This is a genomic window from Bradyrhizobium sp. BR 10289, assembly GCF_019455385.1.
Classification (GTDB): Bacteria; Pseudomonadota; Alphaproteobacteria; order Rhizobiales; family Xanthobacteraceae; genus Bradyrhizobium.
On record NZ_JACOFR010000007.1, the window covers coordinates 274,181 to 287,530 of the forward strand.

At 64.4% G+C, this 13,350-nt stretch carries 13 protein-coding genes; 1 reads left to right on the plus strand and 12 read right to left on the minus strand.

Translation table 11 applies throughout. The features are described 5' to 3' along the window. Positions 1-15: 15 nt before the first annotated feature. The 4 genes from HYH08_RS15305 to HYH08_RS15320 form a co-directional block, all read right to left on the minus strand. On the minus strand, positions 16-1,209 hold the full coding sequence (locus HYH08_RS15305; RefSeq protein ID WP_220010639.1) for an efflux RND transporter periplasmic adaptor subunit: 1,194 nt from the start codon (positions 1,207-1,209) through the stop codon (positions 16-18). Between the two features lies 1 nt (position 1,210). Then, positions 1,211-1,912, minus strand: a complete 702-nt coding sequence (locus HYH08_RS15310; protein ID WP_220010640.1) for a TetR/AcrR family transcriptional regulator — start codon at positions 1,910-1,912, stop codon at positions 1,211-1,213. A 143-nt stretch (positions 1,913-2,055) separates the two neighbouring features. Then, complete coding sequence (locus HYH08_RS15315) at positions 2,056-2,646, minus strand: thiamine pyrophosphate-dependent enzyme (RefSeq protein ID WP_220010641.1); 591 nt, start codon at positions 2,644-2,646, stop codon at positions 2,056-2,058. Beyond that, complete coding sequence (locus HYH08_RS15320; RefSeq protein ID WP_220010642.1) at positions 2,643-3,185, minus strand: phosphonopyruvate decarboxylase; 543 nt, start codon at positions 3,183-3,185, stop codon at positions 2,643-2,645. The genes HYH08_RS15315 and HYH08_RS15320 overlap by 4 nt, the downstream gene beginning before the upstream one ends. 105 nt (positions 3,186-3,290) lie before the next feature. Between HYH08_RS15320 and HYH08_RS15325 the strand changes: the two genes are divergently transcribed. After that, positions 3,291-4,523: a cytochrome P450 gene (locus HYH08_RS15325; RefSeq protein ID WP_220010643.1), complete on the plus strand. Its 1,233-nt coding sequence runs from the start codon at positions 3,291-3,293 to the stop codon at positions 4,521-4,523. Between the two features lie 135 nt (positions 4,524-4,658). Here the strand turns inward: HYH08_RS15325 and HYH08_RS15330 are convergent, their stop codons facing one another. From HYH08_RS15330 to HYH08_RS15365, 8 genes are all read right to left on the minus strand, one after another. Continuing rightward, positions 4,659-5,522 (minus strand): sugar phosphate isomerase/epimerase family protein, encoded by an 864-nt coding sequence (locus tag HYH08_RS15330; RefSeq protein ID WP_220010644.1) that lies wholly within the window; start codon positions 5,520-5,522, stop codon positions 4,659-4,661. Further along, on the minus strand, positions 5,522-6,712 hold the full coding sequence (locus HYH08_RS15335; protein WP_220010645.1) for a dihydrodipicolinate synthase family protein: 1,191 nt from the start codon (positions 6,710-6,712) through the stop codon (positions 5,522-5,524). Before HYH08_RS15335 ends, HYH08_RS15330 begins: the two co-directional genes overlap by 1 nt. Before the next feature lie 10 nt (positions 6,713-6,722). Further along, positions 6,723-7,874, minus strand: coding sequence for a Gfo/Idh/MocA family protein (locus tag HYH08_RS15340; protein WP_220010646.1), 1,152 nt, complete (start codon positions 7,872-7,874; stop codon positions 6,723-6,725). After that, positions 7,871-9,268, minus strand: a complete 1,398-nt coding sequence (locus tag HYH08_RS15345; RefSeq protein ID WP_220010647.1) for an enolase-like domain-containing protein — start codon at positions 9,266-9,268, stop codon at positions 7,871-7,873. The genes HYH08_RS15340 and HYH08_RS15345 overlap by 4 nt, the downstream gene beginning before the upstream one ends. A 197-nt stretch (positions 9,269-9,465) precedes the next feature. Next, positions 9,466-10,311 carry an ABC transporter ATP-binding protein gene (locus tag HYH08_RS15350; protein ID WP_220010648.1) on the minus strand — a complete coding sequence of 282 codons (846 nt, stop codon included), beginning with the start codon at positions 10,309-10,311 and terminating at the stop codon, positions 9,466-9,468. Then, a complete protein-coding gene (locus HYH08_RS15355) occupies positions 10,308-11,300 on the minus strand; it encodes an ABC transporter substrate-binding protein (protein ID WP_220010649.1) in 993 nt (330 codons plus the stop codon). Before HYH08_RS15355 ends, HYH08_RS15350 begins: the two co-directional genes overlap by 4 nt. A 54-nt stretch (positions 11,301-11,354) precedes the next feature. Continuing rightward, positions 11,355-12,164, minus strand: coding sequence for an ABC transporter permease (locus tag HYH08_RS15360; RefSeq protein WP_220010650.1), 810 nt, complete (start codon positions 12,162-12,164; stop codon positions 11,355-11,357). Between the two features lie 270 nt (positions 12,165-12,434). Next, on the minus strand, positions 12,435-13,094 hold the full coding sequence (locus HYH08_RS15365; RefSeq protein WP_220010661.1) for a TetR/AcrR family transcriptional regulator: 660 nt from the start codon (positions 13,092-13,094) through the stop codon (positions 12,435-12,437). Positions 13,095-13,350: the final 256 nt, after the last annotated feature.

Below are 13,350 nucleotides of genomic sequence, written 5' to 3' on the forward strand. Positions count from 1 at the left end.
CTTGTATCTATTGGATCAGTAGCGCGGCGGCTGCGCCGGGATCTGCGGCGCCGGGTCGGTCGAGATCGACACCGCCGCACCCGATTGCAGCTTGAGCTGGCCGACGGCCACGACCTTGTCGCCCGCCTTCACGCCCTTGACGATCTCGACGCGGCCGTCGACGCGGCTGCCGGTCTGCACGAAGGTGCGCACCGCGGAGAGACTGGTCTTGCCGTCAGCGTCCTTCTTCTCGGTGATCACGAACACGGAGTCGCCGTACAGCGTGTAGTCGACCGCGGTCTCCGGCACGGTGATCACCGCCGGCTTGTCCGGCAGCACCACCGTGGTGGTCACGAACATGCCGGGTTTCAGGATCTTGTCGGGATTGGCGATGGTTGCCTGCACGCGGATGTTGCGGGTGTCGGCGGCGATCTGCGGCTCGATCGTGGTGATCTTGCCGTCGAAGGTGCGGCCCGGATAGGCGTCGACCTTGAGCCGGACCGGCTGGCCGACCTTCAGGTTGCCGGAATCCTTCTCCGTCACGGTGAAATTGGCCCACAGTTCCGACAGATCGGTCAGCGAGACGATCGCCGTGCCGGCGGTCAGGTACTGGCCGACCTCGACCTTGCGGACACCGAGATCGCCCGCGAACGGCGCGCGCACCAGCTTCTGCGAGATCAAGGCCTCGGTCTTGGCGATGCCGGCCTGGGCCTGGTCATAGGCGGCCTGCGCCGTGTCGACGGTCGCCTGCGGACCGAACTGACGCGAGGCCAGCTGCTTGGCGCGGTCGAGCGAGAGCTGAGCGACGGTGGCCTGCGCCTTGTAATTGGCGAGGTCGCCCTGCTCCGGCATGTCGAACAGCTGCACGAGCGGTGTGCCGGCTTCGACATGCGTGCCCGGCTCGAACTTGATCTCGGTGACGCGGCCGTTGACGTCGGCGCTGACGTCGACCTGGTGCACGGCGGCAAGGCCGCCGACCGCGGTGAGCAGGTTCGGCACGACTTCCGACTTCGCCTCGGCCGCGCTCACGGCGGTCGGCGGCGGCTTGTTGTTAGCGAAGAACTGCTTGATCATCTGGCCGCGGAAATAATTGAACCAGACGAGACCACCGACGAGCGCTGCCAGCAGCGCGCCGACGATGATGAACCAGAGCACCGGCCGAACCGGACGCTTGGGAGCCTTGTTGTCGATCGGTTGGCCCGAAATCTTGTGTTCGGCTACGATGTTCATGTCATGCACTCTCTGCAATCGCCGTCTTGCCCGCACCCACGGCCTGATCGTGGCTCAAATGCGAAGCAATTGCGGCGTCGTTAAGTCCGATACCCCTCAGGAGAAACTCACACAGCTGCCGCTCGAGGTCGCCAGCCTTGCCGTAAGCGAGGCAGGGCGTAGCCGGCAGCCTGGCCAGCGCAGCCGTCATCAACGTGTGATGCGCAAACCAGAACAGGTTGAGCGGATCGCCGCTGAATGGCCGCGCGTCACCGCTGGCAACCGCACGATCGAGCGAAGCGACGAACACCGCCCCGATCAGCTTCTCGATCTTGGCATATAGCAGACGGGCGAATTCGCCATCATCCAAATGACTCGTGGCCATCAGTCGCAGGCGCTGCGCTTCTTCCTGATCGGGACCATCGGCGATGTGGAGGAAGTGCTGGACCATGCCGCGGATCAGCTCGACCAGCGCCGCCGTCGATGGCTCCCGTTCGAGCAACTCCATGAAGGCCGGGTCCGCCTCGCACTCGTCGCTGAGAATTTCGGCGTAAAGCGCCGCCTTGGACGGGAAATGCTTGAACAGCAGCGCCTCGGAAATGGCAGCAGCGGCCGCCACGCTCTTCGTCGTGGTGCCGGTATAGCCGTGTCGGGCAAAGCAGCGTTTCGCGGCTCCGAGGATCAATTGACGCCTCAGGTCGCTCGTCATACGCAATGAGCTCATGCTAGTGAGTAAGCACTCACCCACGCAAAAGTCAAGCAGAATGCTGCGCCGCAACCTAAGTGGGTACAGACTCGTTGGAAATTAGCAACACCGTACCGTCCTCGGGGCCGGGGGTGACGGGTTCGGGCGTGAGCACGGAGAGGCTAGATCGGCTGGAAGCCGAGGTCGCCGCGGATCCGGTTGACGATATAGGTGCCGTCCCTGGTCGGCAGGATCCGCTCCAGGCTGGCGCTGTCGATCTTCACGTTGGCGAAGCGCGGCCCGGCCGAGACATCGTGGACGGCTTGGGCGAAGGCTTCCACCTCGGCCATGGTCGAGATCGACTGGCTGTGCTTGATGCCGCAGGCCGTGGCGATGCCGACGAGGTCGGCGGCGGCGGAGGTGTGGCTGGTCTGGCCGCCGGTCTCGCCATAGGCCTCGTTGTCGAGCACGACGATGGAGAGGTTCGGCGGCTTCTGCAGGCCGATGGTGGCGAGGCTGCCCAAGCCCATCAGCATCTCGCCATCGCCGGTGATGACCAGCACCGGCAGTTTTGGCTGCGCCAGCGCGAGACCAAGCCCGATCATCGCCGCGCCGCCCATCCCGCCCCAGAGATAGAAATTGCGGGCGTGGTCACCGGCGGCGCACATGTCGTTGGTGGAGGCACCTAAGCCGCCGATCGCAACGACGTCCTTGCGGTTCGCCAGCAACGTGGAGACGACCTGGCGGCGGTCGAGGAGATTGGCCTTGCTCATTTGGTGAAAACCTTGGCGCCGATCAGGCGCTGAGACAGAAGGACGGCAGTAGGCGTCAGCGCGTTGTAGGCCTGGGCTGCCGCAGCCTCGAGCACGGCCGGCACCTCGGCTGCATTCGAGGCGCGCAACACCTGCACGCCCGACAGCTCGAACACGCCTTGTGTGGTCGACCCCATCGGCACCTGCCACGGATTGAACTCGCCCCACTCGCCACGCATGGTCACGAGCGTCAGGAACGGAAAGCGCAGGATCGGGATCAGCGACAGCATGTTGATGCAATTGCCGACGCCGCTCGACTGCATCAGCAGCACGCCGCGCTGGCCGCCGGCCCAGGCACCGGCGAGCAGTGCCACGCCCTCCTCTTCCGTCGTCAGCGCAATGCCGCGCATCGTGGATGAAGCCAGCACGCGCTGGATCAGCCTCGAATGGCCGGCGTCAGGCACGTAAGGCACCTGCCGGACGTCGAAGCGTTGCAGGGTCGCGAAAATATCATCCGGCCAGGTCGGGGCCGTGTCGGCAGCGTCAGCGCGTGCGTGCATTTTCCTGTCCGGTCGGCTAGCAAGGTGCGAGAACTGTAGACGCATGCATGCGCCGAACAGAACAACAAAAACGGCATAACGGCTTTAACCGGCGAGTATAACGGGATGAACGCAGATGCGAAGGAGTTGGCGGCAAGCTTCGATCTCGAGAAGCTGACGCCCGAGTTCTACGACGACCCCTATCCGACCTATCGTGCACTGCGGGAGAACGAGCCGGTCAAGCGCCTGCCGAATGGCACCGTGTTCCTGACCCGCTATGACGACCTCGTCTCCACCTACAAGAACACGACATCATTCAGCTCGGACAAGAAGCGCGAGTTCGCGCCGAAATACGGCGACACCCCGCTCTACGACCACCACACCGCCAGCCTCGTCTTCAACGACCCGCCTGCGCACACCCGCGTGCGCCGCCTGATCATGGGCGCGCTGTCACCGCGCGCGATCGCCGGGATGGAGGGCGACCTCGTCAAGCTGGTGGACGGCCTGCTCGATGCGATTGCCGCCAAGGGCGCTTGCGAGCTGATCGAGGACTTTGCTGCGTCCATCCCGATCGAAGTCATCGGCAACCTGCTCGACGTGCCCCACGAGGAGCGCGGGCCGCTGCGTGACTGGTCGCTGGCAATCCTCGGCGCGCTCGAACCGGTGGTCTCGCCGGAGGTCGCCGTGCGCGGCAACAAGGCGGTGACGGATTTTCTCGCCTATCTCCAGACACTGGTTGCGCGCCGACGGGAGAAGCCCGGCAATCCCGAACGCGACGTGCTGACGCGGCTGATCCAGGGAGAAGGTAACGGCGAGGAGAACGGCGAGCGGCTGACGGAGAAGGAGCTGCTGCACAATTGCATCTTCCTGCTCAATGCCGGCCACGAGACCACCACCAATCTGATCGGCAACGGTCTCGTCGCGCTCGACCGCCATCCGGATCAGAAGCGGCGGCTGATCGACAATCCCGATATGATCAAGACGGCCGTCGAGGAGATGCTGCGCTACGAGAGCTCGAACCAGCTCGGCAATCGCATGACCACCGAGAAGGTCGAGCTCGGCGGCGTCATGCTCGAGGCCGGCACGTCGGTGACGCTGTGCATCGGCGCTGCCAATCGCGACCCCGCGCAGTTTCCGGACCCCGAACGCTTCGACATCGCGCGGACGCCGAACCGGCATCTGGCTTTTGCCACCGGCGCACATCAATGCGCGGGGATGGCGCTGGCGCGGCTGGAGGGGGCGATTGCGATCTCGCGCTTCCTGGCGCGCTTCCCGAACTATGCCGTCAGCGGCGAGCCGGTACGGGGCGGACGGGTGCGGTTCCGCGGGTTCTTGAGCGTGCCCTGCGCGATCGGGTGAGGTCTCGCCAAGAAAATTTTGAAAACAACCCCATGCACAGTAGACGGCTGCCGCCGCGACCTGCGGCAGCGGATCCGCGCAAGGCTTTGACACCGCAGGTGATCCGCTGTGTTGCGCGCAACGGACGCCGAATGCCTACACCACCGTCCTGTGGCGCGCGATGCAGGTCTTCAGGACCTCGTCCATTGGCTTGCTCCACCAGTCATTCGAGAAGATCTCGATCTCGGAATAGCCGGCAAAGCCCTGCGCTTCGACCGCGGCTCGGACCGATTTGATGTCGATGACCCCGTCCCCCATCATGCCGCGGTCGTTGAGGATGTCCTTGGTCGGGACCAGCCAGTCGCAGACATGGAAGGCGAGCAGGCGATCCTTGCCGGCGCGGGCGATCTGGCCCATCAGCTCTGGATCCCACCAGATGTGATAGACGTCGAGCGCGACGCCGAGCATGCCGCTGCGGTCTGGGTCGAGCCGGTCGCAGATGTCGAGCGCCTGTTTTGTCGTGTTTACGCAGGCGCGGTCGGCGGCATAAGCCGGATGCAACGGTTCGATCGCGAGCGGCAGCTTTGCCTGCCTCGCATAGTCGAGCATCTCCGCAAGCGCTTCCTCGACCTGCCCGCGCGCGCCGACAATGTCCTTCGACGCCGCGCTGCCCGGCCGTGAATATTGCGGCAGGCCGCCGACGACGAGCACGACGCAGGGCGCGCCCAGCGCCTTGGCTTCGTCCACGCAGCGCCTGTTATCGTCGCGCACCTCGCGCGGGCGCGCGATATCCGAGGTGAACATGCCGCCACGGCAATAGCCGGAGAGATCGAGGCCGGCCTCGCGCACCGCACGGGCGGCACGGTCGAGACCGACCGCCGCGACCTGATCGCGCCAGGGATCGATGGCGCGAATGCCGTGCCTGGCGCAGGCGTCTATGATCTCCAGGAGATCACCCTGCTTGCGGACGGTCGCCGTGTTCAGCGACAGCCAGCGGTGGTCGGACGTGAAATCGCGCATCAGGATTCGATACCGTGGGTGGCGAGCACGGACTTCATCCGCTGCGTCGCGAGTTCAGGATTGGCGAGCAGGCCGGCCTTGTCGGCGAGCCGGAACAGTTCGGCCAGATGCAGCATGGAGCGCGTGCTCTCCTGCCCCCCGACCATGGTGAAATGATCCTGGTGACCGTTGAGATACGCCATGAACACGACGCCGGTCTTGTAGAACCGCGTCGGCGCCTTGAAGATGTGGCGCGACAGCGGCACGGTCGGACCGAGCACATCGTGAAAGCCGGCCTCGTCCCCGGCAGCGAGCCGCGACAGCGCGTAAGACGCAGCCGGCGCGATCGCGTCGAAAATGCCGAGCAGCGCATGCGAAAAGCCCTGCTCGTCGCCGGCAATCAGCTCGGCATAATTGAAATCGTCGCCGGTATACATCTTGATGCGCTTGTCGAGGCGCCGGCGCATGTCGATCTCGCGCTGCTTGTCGAGCAGCGAAACCTTGACGCCATCGACCTTTGCGGCGTTGTTGTTGATGATGGCGACCGCGATATCCATCGCCTTGTTGAGGTCGTTGGTGCCCCAATAGCCCGTCAGCGCCGGATCGAACATGTCGCCGAGCCAGTGGATGATCACGGGCTCGCGAACCTGCGACAGCACGCGGTTGTAGACTTTTGCGTAGTCGTCGGCGCTGCGGCCGAGCTTGGCCAGCGCGCGCGACGCCATCAGGATGATGCGGCCGCCGACCTTCTCGACCGCCGCGAGCTGTTCCTCGTAAGCGCGGATGACGTCATCGAGGGTCCTGGCATCCTCGACCGCGAGATGATCGGTGCCGGCACCCGAGAATACCAGCGCGTTGCGGCACTTGGCGGCACCGACCGAGCGCGTGATCAGCTCCAGCGAGGTCGGCCAGTCCAGCCCCATGCCGCGCTGCGCGGTATCCATGGCTTCGGCAACGCCAAGGCCAAGGTCCCAGACGTGCTCGCGGAAAGCGATGGTCTTGTCCCAGTCGACGGCGACCGATAGCCAGGGATCGTTGTCCGCGAAGGGATCGGCGACGGTATGCACGGCGGAGAAGGCGATGCGGTTCAAGGGCCCTTCGAGCTTGGCGGGAAACGTGCGCGAGGCCGCGAGCCGATAGGTCTCGATCGAGCGATCGGCCTTCGGCAGCTTGAGCGACAGGGATGACATCGGCTGGACAGGCTTGTTCATTCGTCCCTCCTCACACCTTGATCGGGGCGACGTGGATCCAGCGGCGCTCCTTCCAGCTCTTCAGCGCGCATTCGGCGAGCTGCACGCCCTTGGCGCCTTCGAGCAGGGTGAACTTGTAGGGCGCATCCTCGTAGACGTGGCGGATAAACATCTCCCACTGTTCCTTGAAACCGTTGTCGTAGGTGACGTTGTCCGGCAGCTTCTGCCAGTCGCCGTAGAAATCATGCAGACGCTTTTCGTCGGGATTCCACACCGGCCTCGGGGTCGCCTGCCGCGCCTGGATCATGCAATCGGTGAGGCCCGCGACGGCCGAGCCGTGCGTGCCGTCGACCTGGAAGGTGACGAGGTCGTCGCGATAGACGCGCGTCACCCAGGACATGTTGATGTGGGCGATGACGCCGCCTTCGAGCTGGAACGTCGCGTAGGCGGAATCGTCCGCGGTCGCCTTGTACTTCTTGCCTTGCTCGTCAAAGCGCTCGGGGATGTCGGTGTTGCCGATGCAGACCACGCTCTGGACATTGCCGAACAGATTGTCGAGCACGTAGCGCCAGTGGCAGACCATGTCCAGAATGATGCCGCCGCCGTCCTCGCTGCGGTAGTTCCAGGACGGCCGCTGCGCCTCCTGCCAGCCGCCCTCGAACACCCAATAGCCGAACTCGCCGCGCACCGAGAGGATGCGGCCGAAGAAGCCGCTGTCGCGCAGGAAGGCGATCTTCTTCAGGCCGGGCAGGAACAGCTTGTCCTGCACCGTGCCGTGCTTGACGCCCTTGGCATTGGCGAGCTTGACGACTTCCAGCGCCTCCTCGAAATTCGTCGCGATCGGCTTCTCGCAATAGACGTGCTTGCCGGCGTTGATCGCCTGGGTCAGCAGGCCCGGGCGCGCCTGCGTCGTCGCGGCGTCAAAAAACATCGTGTCGTTCTTGTCGGCGAGCGCCGCATCGAGATCGGTGGTCCAGCGCGTGATGTTATAACGCTTGGCGAGCGCCTCGACCTTCTCGGCGCTGCGGCCGACCAGGATCGGATCGGGCATGACGCGATCGCCGTTCTTGAGGCGGACGCCGCCCTGGTCGCGGATCGCGACGATCGAGCGGATCAGATGCTGATTGAGCCCCATGCGGCCGGTGACGCCGTTCATGATGAGGCCGAGGCGTTGAGTGGTCATGACAACTGCTCCTGAAGTGATTTTGGCTGTTCGAGCGGGCGGAGCGCCGACCAGTCCGGATGGACCGACGTCGCGAAACCCACTGTGTTGAGCGATCCCGTCAGGAGATCGCCGTTGTGAATGTTGAGCCGGATGCCCTGCCCGGCATCGGCATAGAGATCGGGATGTGCGGCGGCGAAGGCCTGCACCTCAGCTGTCGGCGTTTCACCGAAGCCGTCGACATAGTGATGGCCGTTGCGTTCGGCATGGGTGACACCGATGAAGGCGCCGAGCGCGAGGTCCTGCTGCACCGCAAGGCCGGCCTGGCAGGTCAGGTCCTCGCCGGTGACGAAGAACCTCTCCCCGCCGGCGGTCCATTTGGCGGCGCGTGTTGCGTTGACGATGGACTTGTAGAGGCCCTTGCAGGACTTCGAGGAAATGCCGTGATAGCCGAGTGCCCGCGCCGCGGGAAAGGCATCGTAGGAATCGTCGGCCTCATCGATGATGAAGCCGCGCGCCGCGAGCGGGCCGAGCGGTGTTTGCCGGGTGATGTCGCGCGGCATCGGCTGCTCGACATAAAGCAGGCGCGCCGAGATTGGGCGCAGCGCAGAGTCTCGGTCAAGCCGATCCATCAGCGCCTGTAGCGCGGCGAGATCGGCGTACTGCTCGTTGGCGTCGAGCGTCACTTTGGTGTCGCGCCCGAGCGTATCCAGCTCCTTGCCGATCCGCGCCAGCCGCGCCGCATCGGCTGCGGGATCGCCAGACAGCTTCAGCTTGAAGTAATTCGCGCCGGCGTTCTCATGCGCATCGGCAACACCGCCCTCGCCTTCGACGGTATCGTCGAGGCCGACGGTATGCCTGATCGCAACGCGCGGCAGTGGCTTGCGACCGGCGAGAAACGCCGTGATATCCGCGTCCTTCAGGTCGGATGAAAGCCGTGCATCGATGCCCGCGATATTGCCGGCCATCCCGTCGAAGAAACTGGCCTTCGATGCACGGAGCAACGCGTCGAGGATCGCCTTGTCGATCTCCGCGGGGCCATAGGCCGCGGCGAGCGCGGGGATGTTCTTCTTCGCACAGGTCGCGATCTGCGCACCGATGCAGGACGCGTGCAAATCGAACGCGGTCAGGTAGCCGGTGCGTGCCAGATAAAGTCCGCGCGCGATCTGCAGCGAGCGGCGCAAGCCTTCGACCGTCTGCGCCGGCGACAGTTCAGGCCGCTTGTCGAACCACTTTGGCACCAGCAGCTCGGCGCTCGCGCCGACGGCGGTTCCTCTGCCCTCGACCTCAATCTCCACCCGCACGAACAGCTGCGGAGTTGCATTGATCGTGACCGCGCCAAAGCGGAACGGCCGCGCGAACTGCACGGGACGTTCGAAGAAGGCGATGTCTCGCAGCTTCAGACGAGGGGACATGCTAATGGGTCCCAGGTGTCTTGCAGAGAGGACGGTCACCTCTCCCGCTTGCGGGAGAGGTCGGCACGAAGTGCCGGGTGAGGGCTTCCTCCTCTAGGGGGCTTTCCCACTGTGGAGACACCCTCTCCCCAGCCCTCCCCCGCAGGCGGGGGAGGGAGCGCAGCGTGCGTGCGGCTCCTCCAGGGAATCCCATCGCCCTAATCCAATGCACCTTGCGAGAAGAAATGCTTGCGGATGCGTTGCACGAGCTCGGTGAAGACGGGATCAGCCATCACGTCGAGCGAGCGCGGGCGCGGCAGCGGCACGTCGTAGACCGCGGCGACCGCACCGGGGCGCTCGGTCATGACCAGCACGCGGTCGGCCAGGAACACGGCCTCCGGAATCGAATGCGTGATCAGCAGCACCGTCTTCCTGGTCTCGCGCTGGATCCGCATCAGTTCGACATTCATGCGCTCGCGCGTCAGCGCATCGAGCGCGCCGAACGGCTCGTCCATCAGCATGATCCTGGGATCGTGCACGAGTGCACGGCAGATCGAGGCGCGCTGCTGCATGCCGCCGGAGAGCTGCCACGGCAGCTTCTTCTCGAACCCTTCGAGCCCGACCAGCTTCAACAGCTGCTTGGCGCGGTCGAGATATTGCTGCCGCGGCAGCCGCTTCATGTCGATCGGCAGCATCACGTTGTTGAGGATGTTGCGCCAGGGCAGCAGCAGCGCGTTCTGGAAAACGATGCCGACATTGCCGTGCGGCGTCGTGACCTTCTCGCCTTCGACCAGGATCTCGCCCGTGGTCGGCGGCAGCAGTCCCGAAATCAGCTTGAGCAGCGTGGACTTGCCGCAGCCGGAGGGGCCAACCACGACGAAGAACTCGCCGTCATTGATGTGGAAATCGAGCGGCCGCAGCGACGGCACATCGCCGTCGCGCGTCCGGTAGGTCTTCGACACGCCCGACAGCTTGATGCCCGCCGCATCGCCGGCCCGGTCGCTCACCAGTCTCAGATGGGCGGCCGGCTGCACGGTCTCGCTGGTCACAGTCGCTGCTTTCACGAGCCACTCTTCGGCAGATAGTCGTTGGTGTAGAAGGCCTTCGGGTTCTCCTTGGCCTTGGGGTCGAGCCCGCCATATTCGACCAGCAGATTGACGGTCTCGGTCATATTCTGGTCGGTGACCTGGAACGGCCGCTTGTCCTTGGTCTCGGGCGTCCGGTAGAGAGGAATGGTCAGCTCAAAACCCTGCGTCAGCGTGTCGATCTTGCCGCCCTTGGGGTTGGCGTCGAGGATCGACTGTGCGGCGGCCTTCGGCTCCTTCTCCGCGGCTTCGACCGCCTTGGTCGTCGCCGACATGAAGCGGCGGACGATGTCGGCATTGGCCTTCACATAGTCGGAGTTGGCGATGATGCCCGACGAAACCATGTTGATGCCGTAATCGGCGAACTTGATCGGGTAGACGTCCTTGCCCGTCGCGTCCTTGATCTTCATCGACTGGTCCATGACGTAACCGAGCAGGAGATCAGCCTGGCCGTTGATGACGGCATTGAGCTTGGTCTGGCCGTCGCCGGCCACGGTCTGGAAGTCGCTCTCTTTGAGGCCGGTCTTCTTCAGGAACAGCGGCCAGATCTGGGTCATGGAATCGGCCGGCGTGATCGCGACCGTCTTGCCCTTGATGTCTTCGGGCTTTTTGATGTTCTTGTCGACGAAGCCCATGGCGGACATCGGCGAGGTCTGCAGCAGCACGCCGGTCGCAAGCACTGGCGCGCCCTTGATCGCGGCGCGCATCATGGTGGGAATGTCGACATAGCCGAAATCCGCGGTCTTGGCGGCAACGGCCTGCGTGGTCGCAGCCGAGCCGCGGCCTTCCTGGATCTCGAGGTCGATGCCCTCGGCGGCATAGATGCCCTTGGCCTTGCCGTAATAGAACGGCGCATGCTCGCCATAGACGTACCAGTTCAGCATCAGCACGACCTTGTCGGCCGCCTTCGCCGGCACCGCGGCAAACACCATCAGCGCAGCCGAGACAGCTCCTATCCACCGCTTCATCGTCACTCTCCCTTTGACGTTATGTTTCGGCCATTGATGGCCGTTGCTTGAAGATTACGAGGCGAAAATCACGTCCTCACGCTGGCTGACATGCCAGGGAATGATCAGCTTCTCGATCCGGTCGACGATCCAGAACAGGATGACGCCGAGCAGCGCGAGAATGACGAGGGCCGCGAACATCGTCGGCAGGTCGAACGTGCCGATCGAGCGCTGCATGACGTAGCCGATGCCGGAATTGGAGCCGACGAACTCGCCGACGACGGCGCCGACCACGGCGAGCGTCACCGAGACCTTGAGGCCGGAGAAGATCGCGGGCAACGCATGCGGCAGGTTCACAGCACGGAACACCTGGAAGCGACTGCCCTGCATGGCGCGGGCGAGATCGACCATGTCGGGGTCGACGGATTTGAAGCCCTGCACGGCGGAGACCACCACCGGGAAGAAGCCGAGCAGGAACGCCGAGATCACCTTCGGAACGATGCCGAAGCCGAACCACACCACGAACAGCGGCGCGATCGCGATCTTCGGCACGGACTGCGAGAACACCAGCAGCGGATAGACGTAGCTCTCCACCGTCTTGGAGCCGGCAATCAGCATCGCGACGGGGATGCCGAACAGCGCCGACAGCAGGAAGCCGCAGACGGTCGCGTAAGTGGTCGGCCAGGACTGGCGCAGCAGTTCCGGCCATTCGGTGCGCAGCACGGCGAGGACATCCCCAGGCGACGGGATCTGGTAGGCGGGAATCCTGAACAGGCGGATCGCGAGATCCCAGGCGACGACGATGAAGACCAGGAACAAAAACGGCCGAACCCAGGCCGCATTCAGCATCTTGGAGACCGCGTTCTGCGGCTTCGGTTCGGCCACGTCTCAACTCCCGGCATTCTTCTTCGTTGTGGGGAGAAATTAACCCGTTGGATAAATACTGTCCAGAGGATTTGCTGTGGCGTTTGTGCGGGTTCTCGGATCGGGTTGGGGAATGCGGAGCCGACGGTCTCGTGTCCCGGACGCGCTGCAGCGTGCAACGCTGCAGCGCAGAGCCGGGACCCAGAGGCCCACACGTTCCGCGGAAGCATGGGCCCCGGCTCTGCAGCGCACCGCCAAGGGACGCTGCGCTGCGTCCGGGGCACGAGACCTTTAGACCGTCTGCACCACCGCGGTCCGCGCCCTCGGCGTCTTCGCGATCTCGAACAGTTCCGCCGACCGCCCCGTCAGCGCGGCGAGCACCAGGCCGGACATGTGCGCGAGGCGCTCGTCCTTGGCTTTCTGGTCCAGCAGATCGCGGCCGAAGATGACGCTGAGCGTCGCCGAATTCGAGAGATAGAAGAAGCTGAGCGCGGCGATCGAAATGTAGAGCTGCACCGGGTCGACGGCGACCTGGAAGTCGCCGCTCTCGACGCCGCGCCGCACGACCGTGCGGATCATCTCGACGAAAGGCGAGTGCATCGACTTGACCTTGGTCGACTTCTTCAGATGTTTTGCGCGCGCCAGGTTCTCGGTCTGCAGCAGCGACAGGAATTCCGGGTTGCGGAGAAAATAGGTCCAGGTGAACTCGATCAGCCGGCGAATCGCCTCGGGCGGATCGAGATGCTCGAGATCCAGCCCGCGCTCCTCGCTGCGGATCTTGTCATAGGCGCCTTCGAGCACCGCAAGGTACAGCTCGTCCTTGTTGCCGACGTGATAGTACAGCATGCGCTTGTTGGCGCCGGCCTTGGCCGCGATGCGGTCGACGCGGGCGCCGGCGAGCCCGTGGGTGGAAAACTCCTGCTTGGCGGCTTCGAGAATCCGCAGCCGCATCCCCTCGGGATCGCGCTGCCATTTCAGGGTTCGCTTTGCCGCTGCCTTCGCCAAACCGGGTGCTCGCTGGGTGGTGCCAGGTCAGCGTGTAACATGCGAGCGGGCGTTTGAGAATGTCTCGTGCCCCGGACGCAGCGCAGCGCTCCTCCAGCGGTGGGCTGCAGAGCCGGGGCCCATGTCTCGAAATTTGAGTTTTCCGCTTTCTGATGGTGTGGACGGCCCCCTACGGCATCAGTTGTGCCAGAATGAGGTTGTC

Excerpts from the sequence above, each read along its gene's own strand:
- HYH08_RS15330 (WP_220010644.1), bottom strand. The coding sequence starts at position 5,522 with ATGCGCGATTTCACGTCCGACCACCGCTGGCTGTCGCTGAACACGGCG.
- HYH08_RS15365 (WP_220010661.1), bottom strand. The coding sequence starts at position 13,094 with ATGCGGCTGCGGATTCTCGAAGCCGCCAAGCAGGAGTTTTCCACCCAC.
- HYH08_RS15345 (WP_220010647.1), bottom strand. The coding sequence starts at position 9,268 with ATGTCCCCTCGTCTGAAGCTGCGAGACATCGCCTTCTTCGAACGTCCC.
- HYH08_RS15355 (WP_220010649.1), bottom strand. The coding sequence starts at position 11,300 with ATGAAGCGGTGGATAGGAGCTGTCTCGGCTGCGCTGATGGTGTTTGCC.
- HYH08_RS15335 (WP_220010645.1), bottom strand. The coding sequence starts at position 6,712 with ATGAACAAGCCTGTCCAGCCGATGTCATCCCTGTCGCTCAAGCTGCCG.
- HYH08_RS15325 (WP_220010643.1), top strand. The coding sequence starts at position 3,291 with ATGAACGCAGATGCGAAGGAGTTGGCGGCAAGCTTCGATCTCGAGAAG.
- HYH08_RS15305 (WP_220010639.1), bottom strand. The coding sequence starts at position 1,209 with ATGAACATCGTAGCCGAACACAAGATTTCGGGCCAACCGATCGACAAC.
- HYH08_RS15320 (WP_220010642.1), bottom strand. The coding sequence starts at position 3,185 with ATGCACGCACGCGCTGACGCTGCCGACACGGCCCCGACCTGGCCGGAT.
- HYH08_RS15310 (WP_220010640.1), bottom strand. The coding sequence starts at position 1,912 with ATGAGCTCATTGCGTATGACGAGCGACCTGAGGCGTCAATTGATCCTC.
- HYH08_RS15315 (WP_220010641.1), bottom strand. The coding sequence starts at position 2,646 with ATGAGCAAGGCCAATCTCCTCGACCGCCGCCAGGTCGTCTCCACGTTG.
- HYH08_RS15340 (WP_220010646.1), bottom strand. The coding sequence starts at position 7,874 with ATGACCACTCAACGCCTCGGCCTCATCATGAACGGCGTCACCGGCCGC.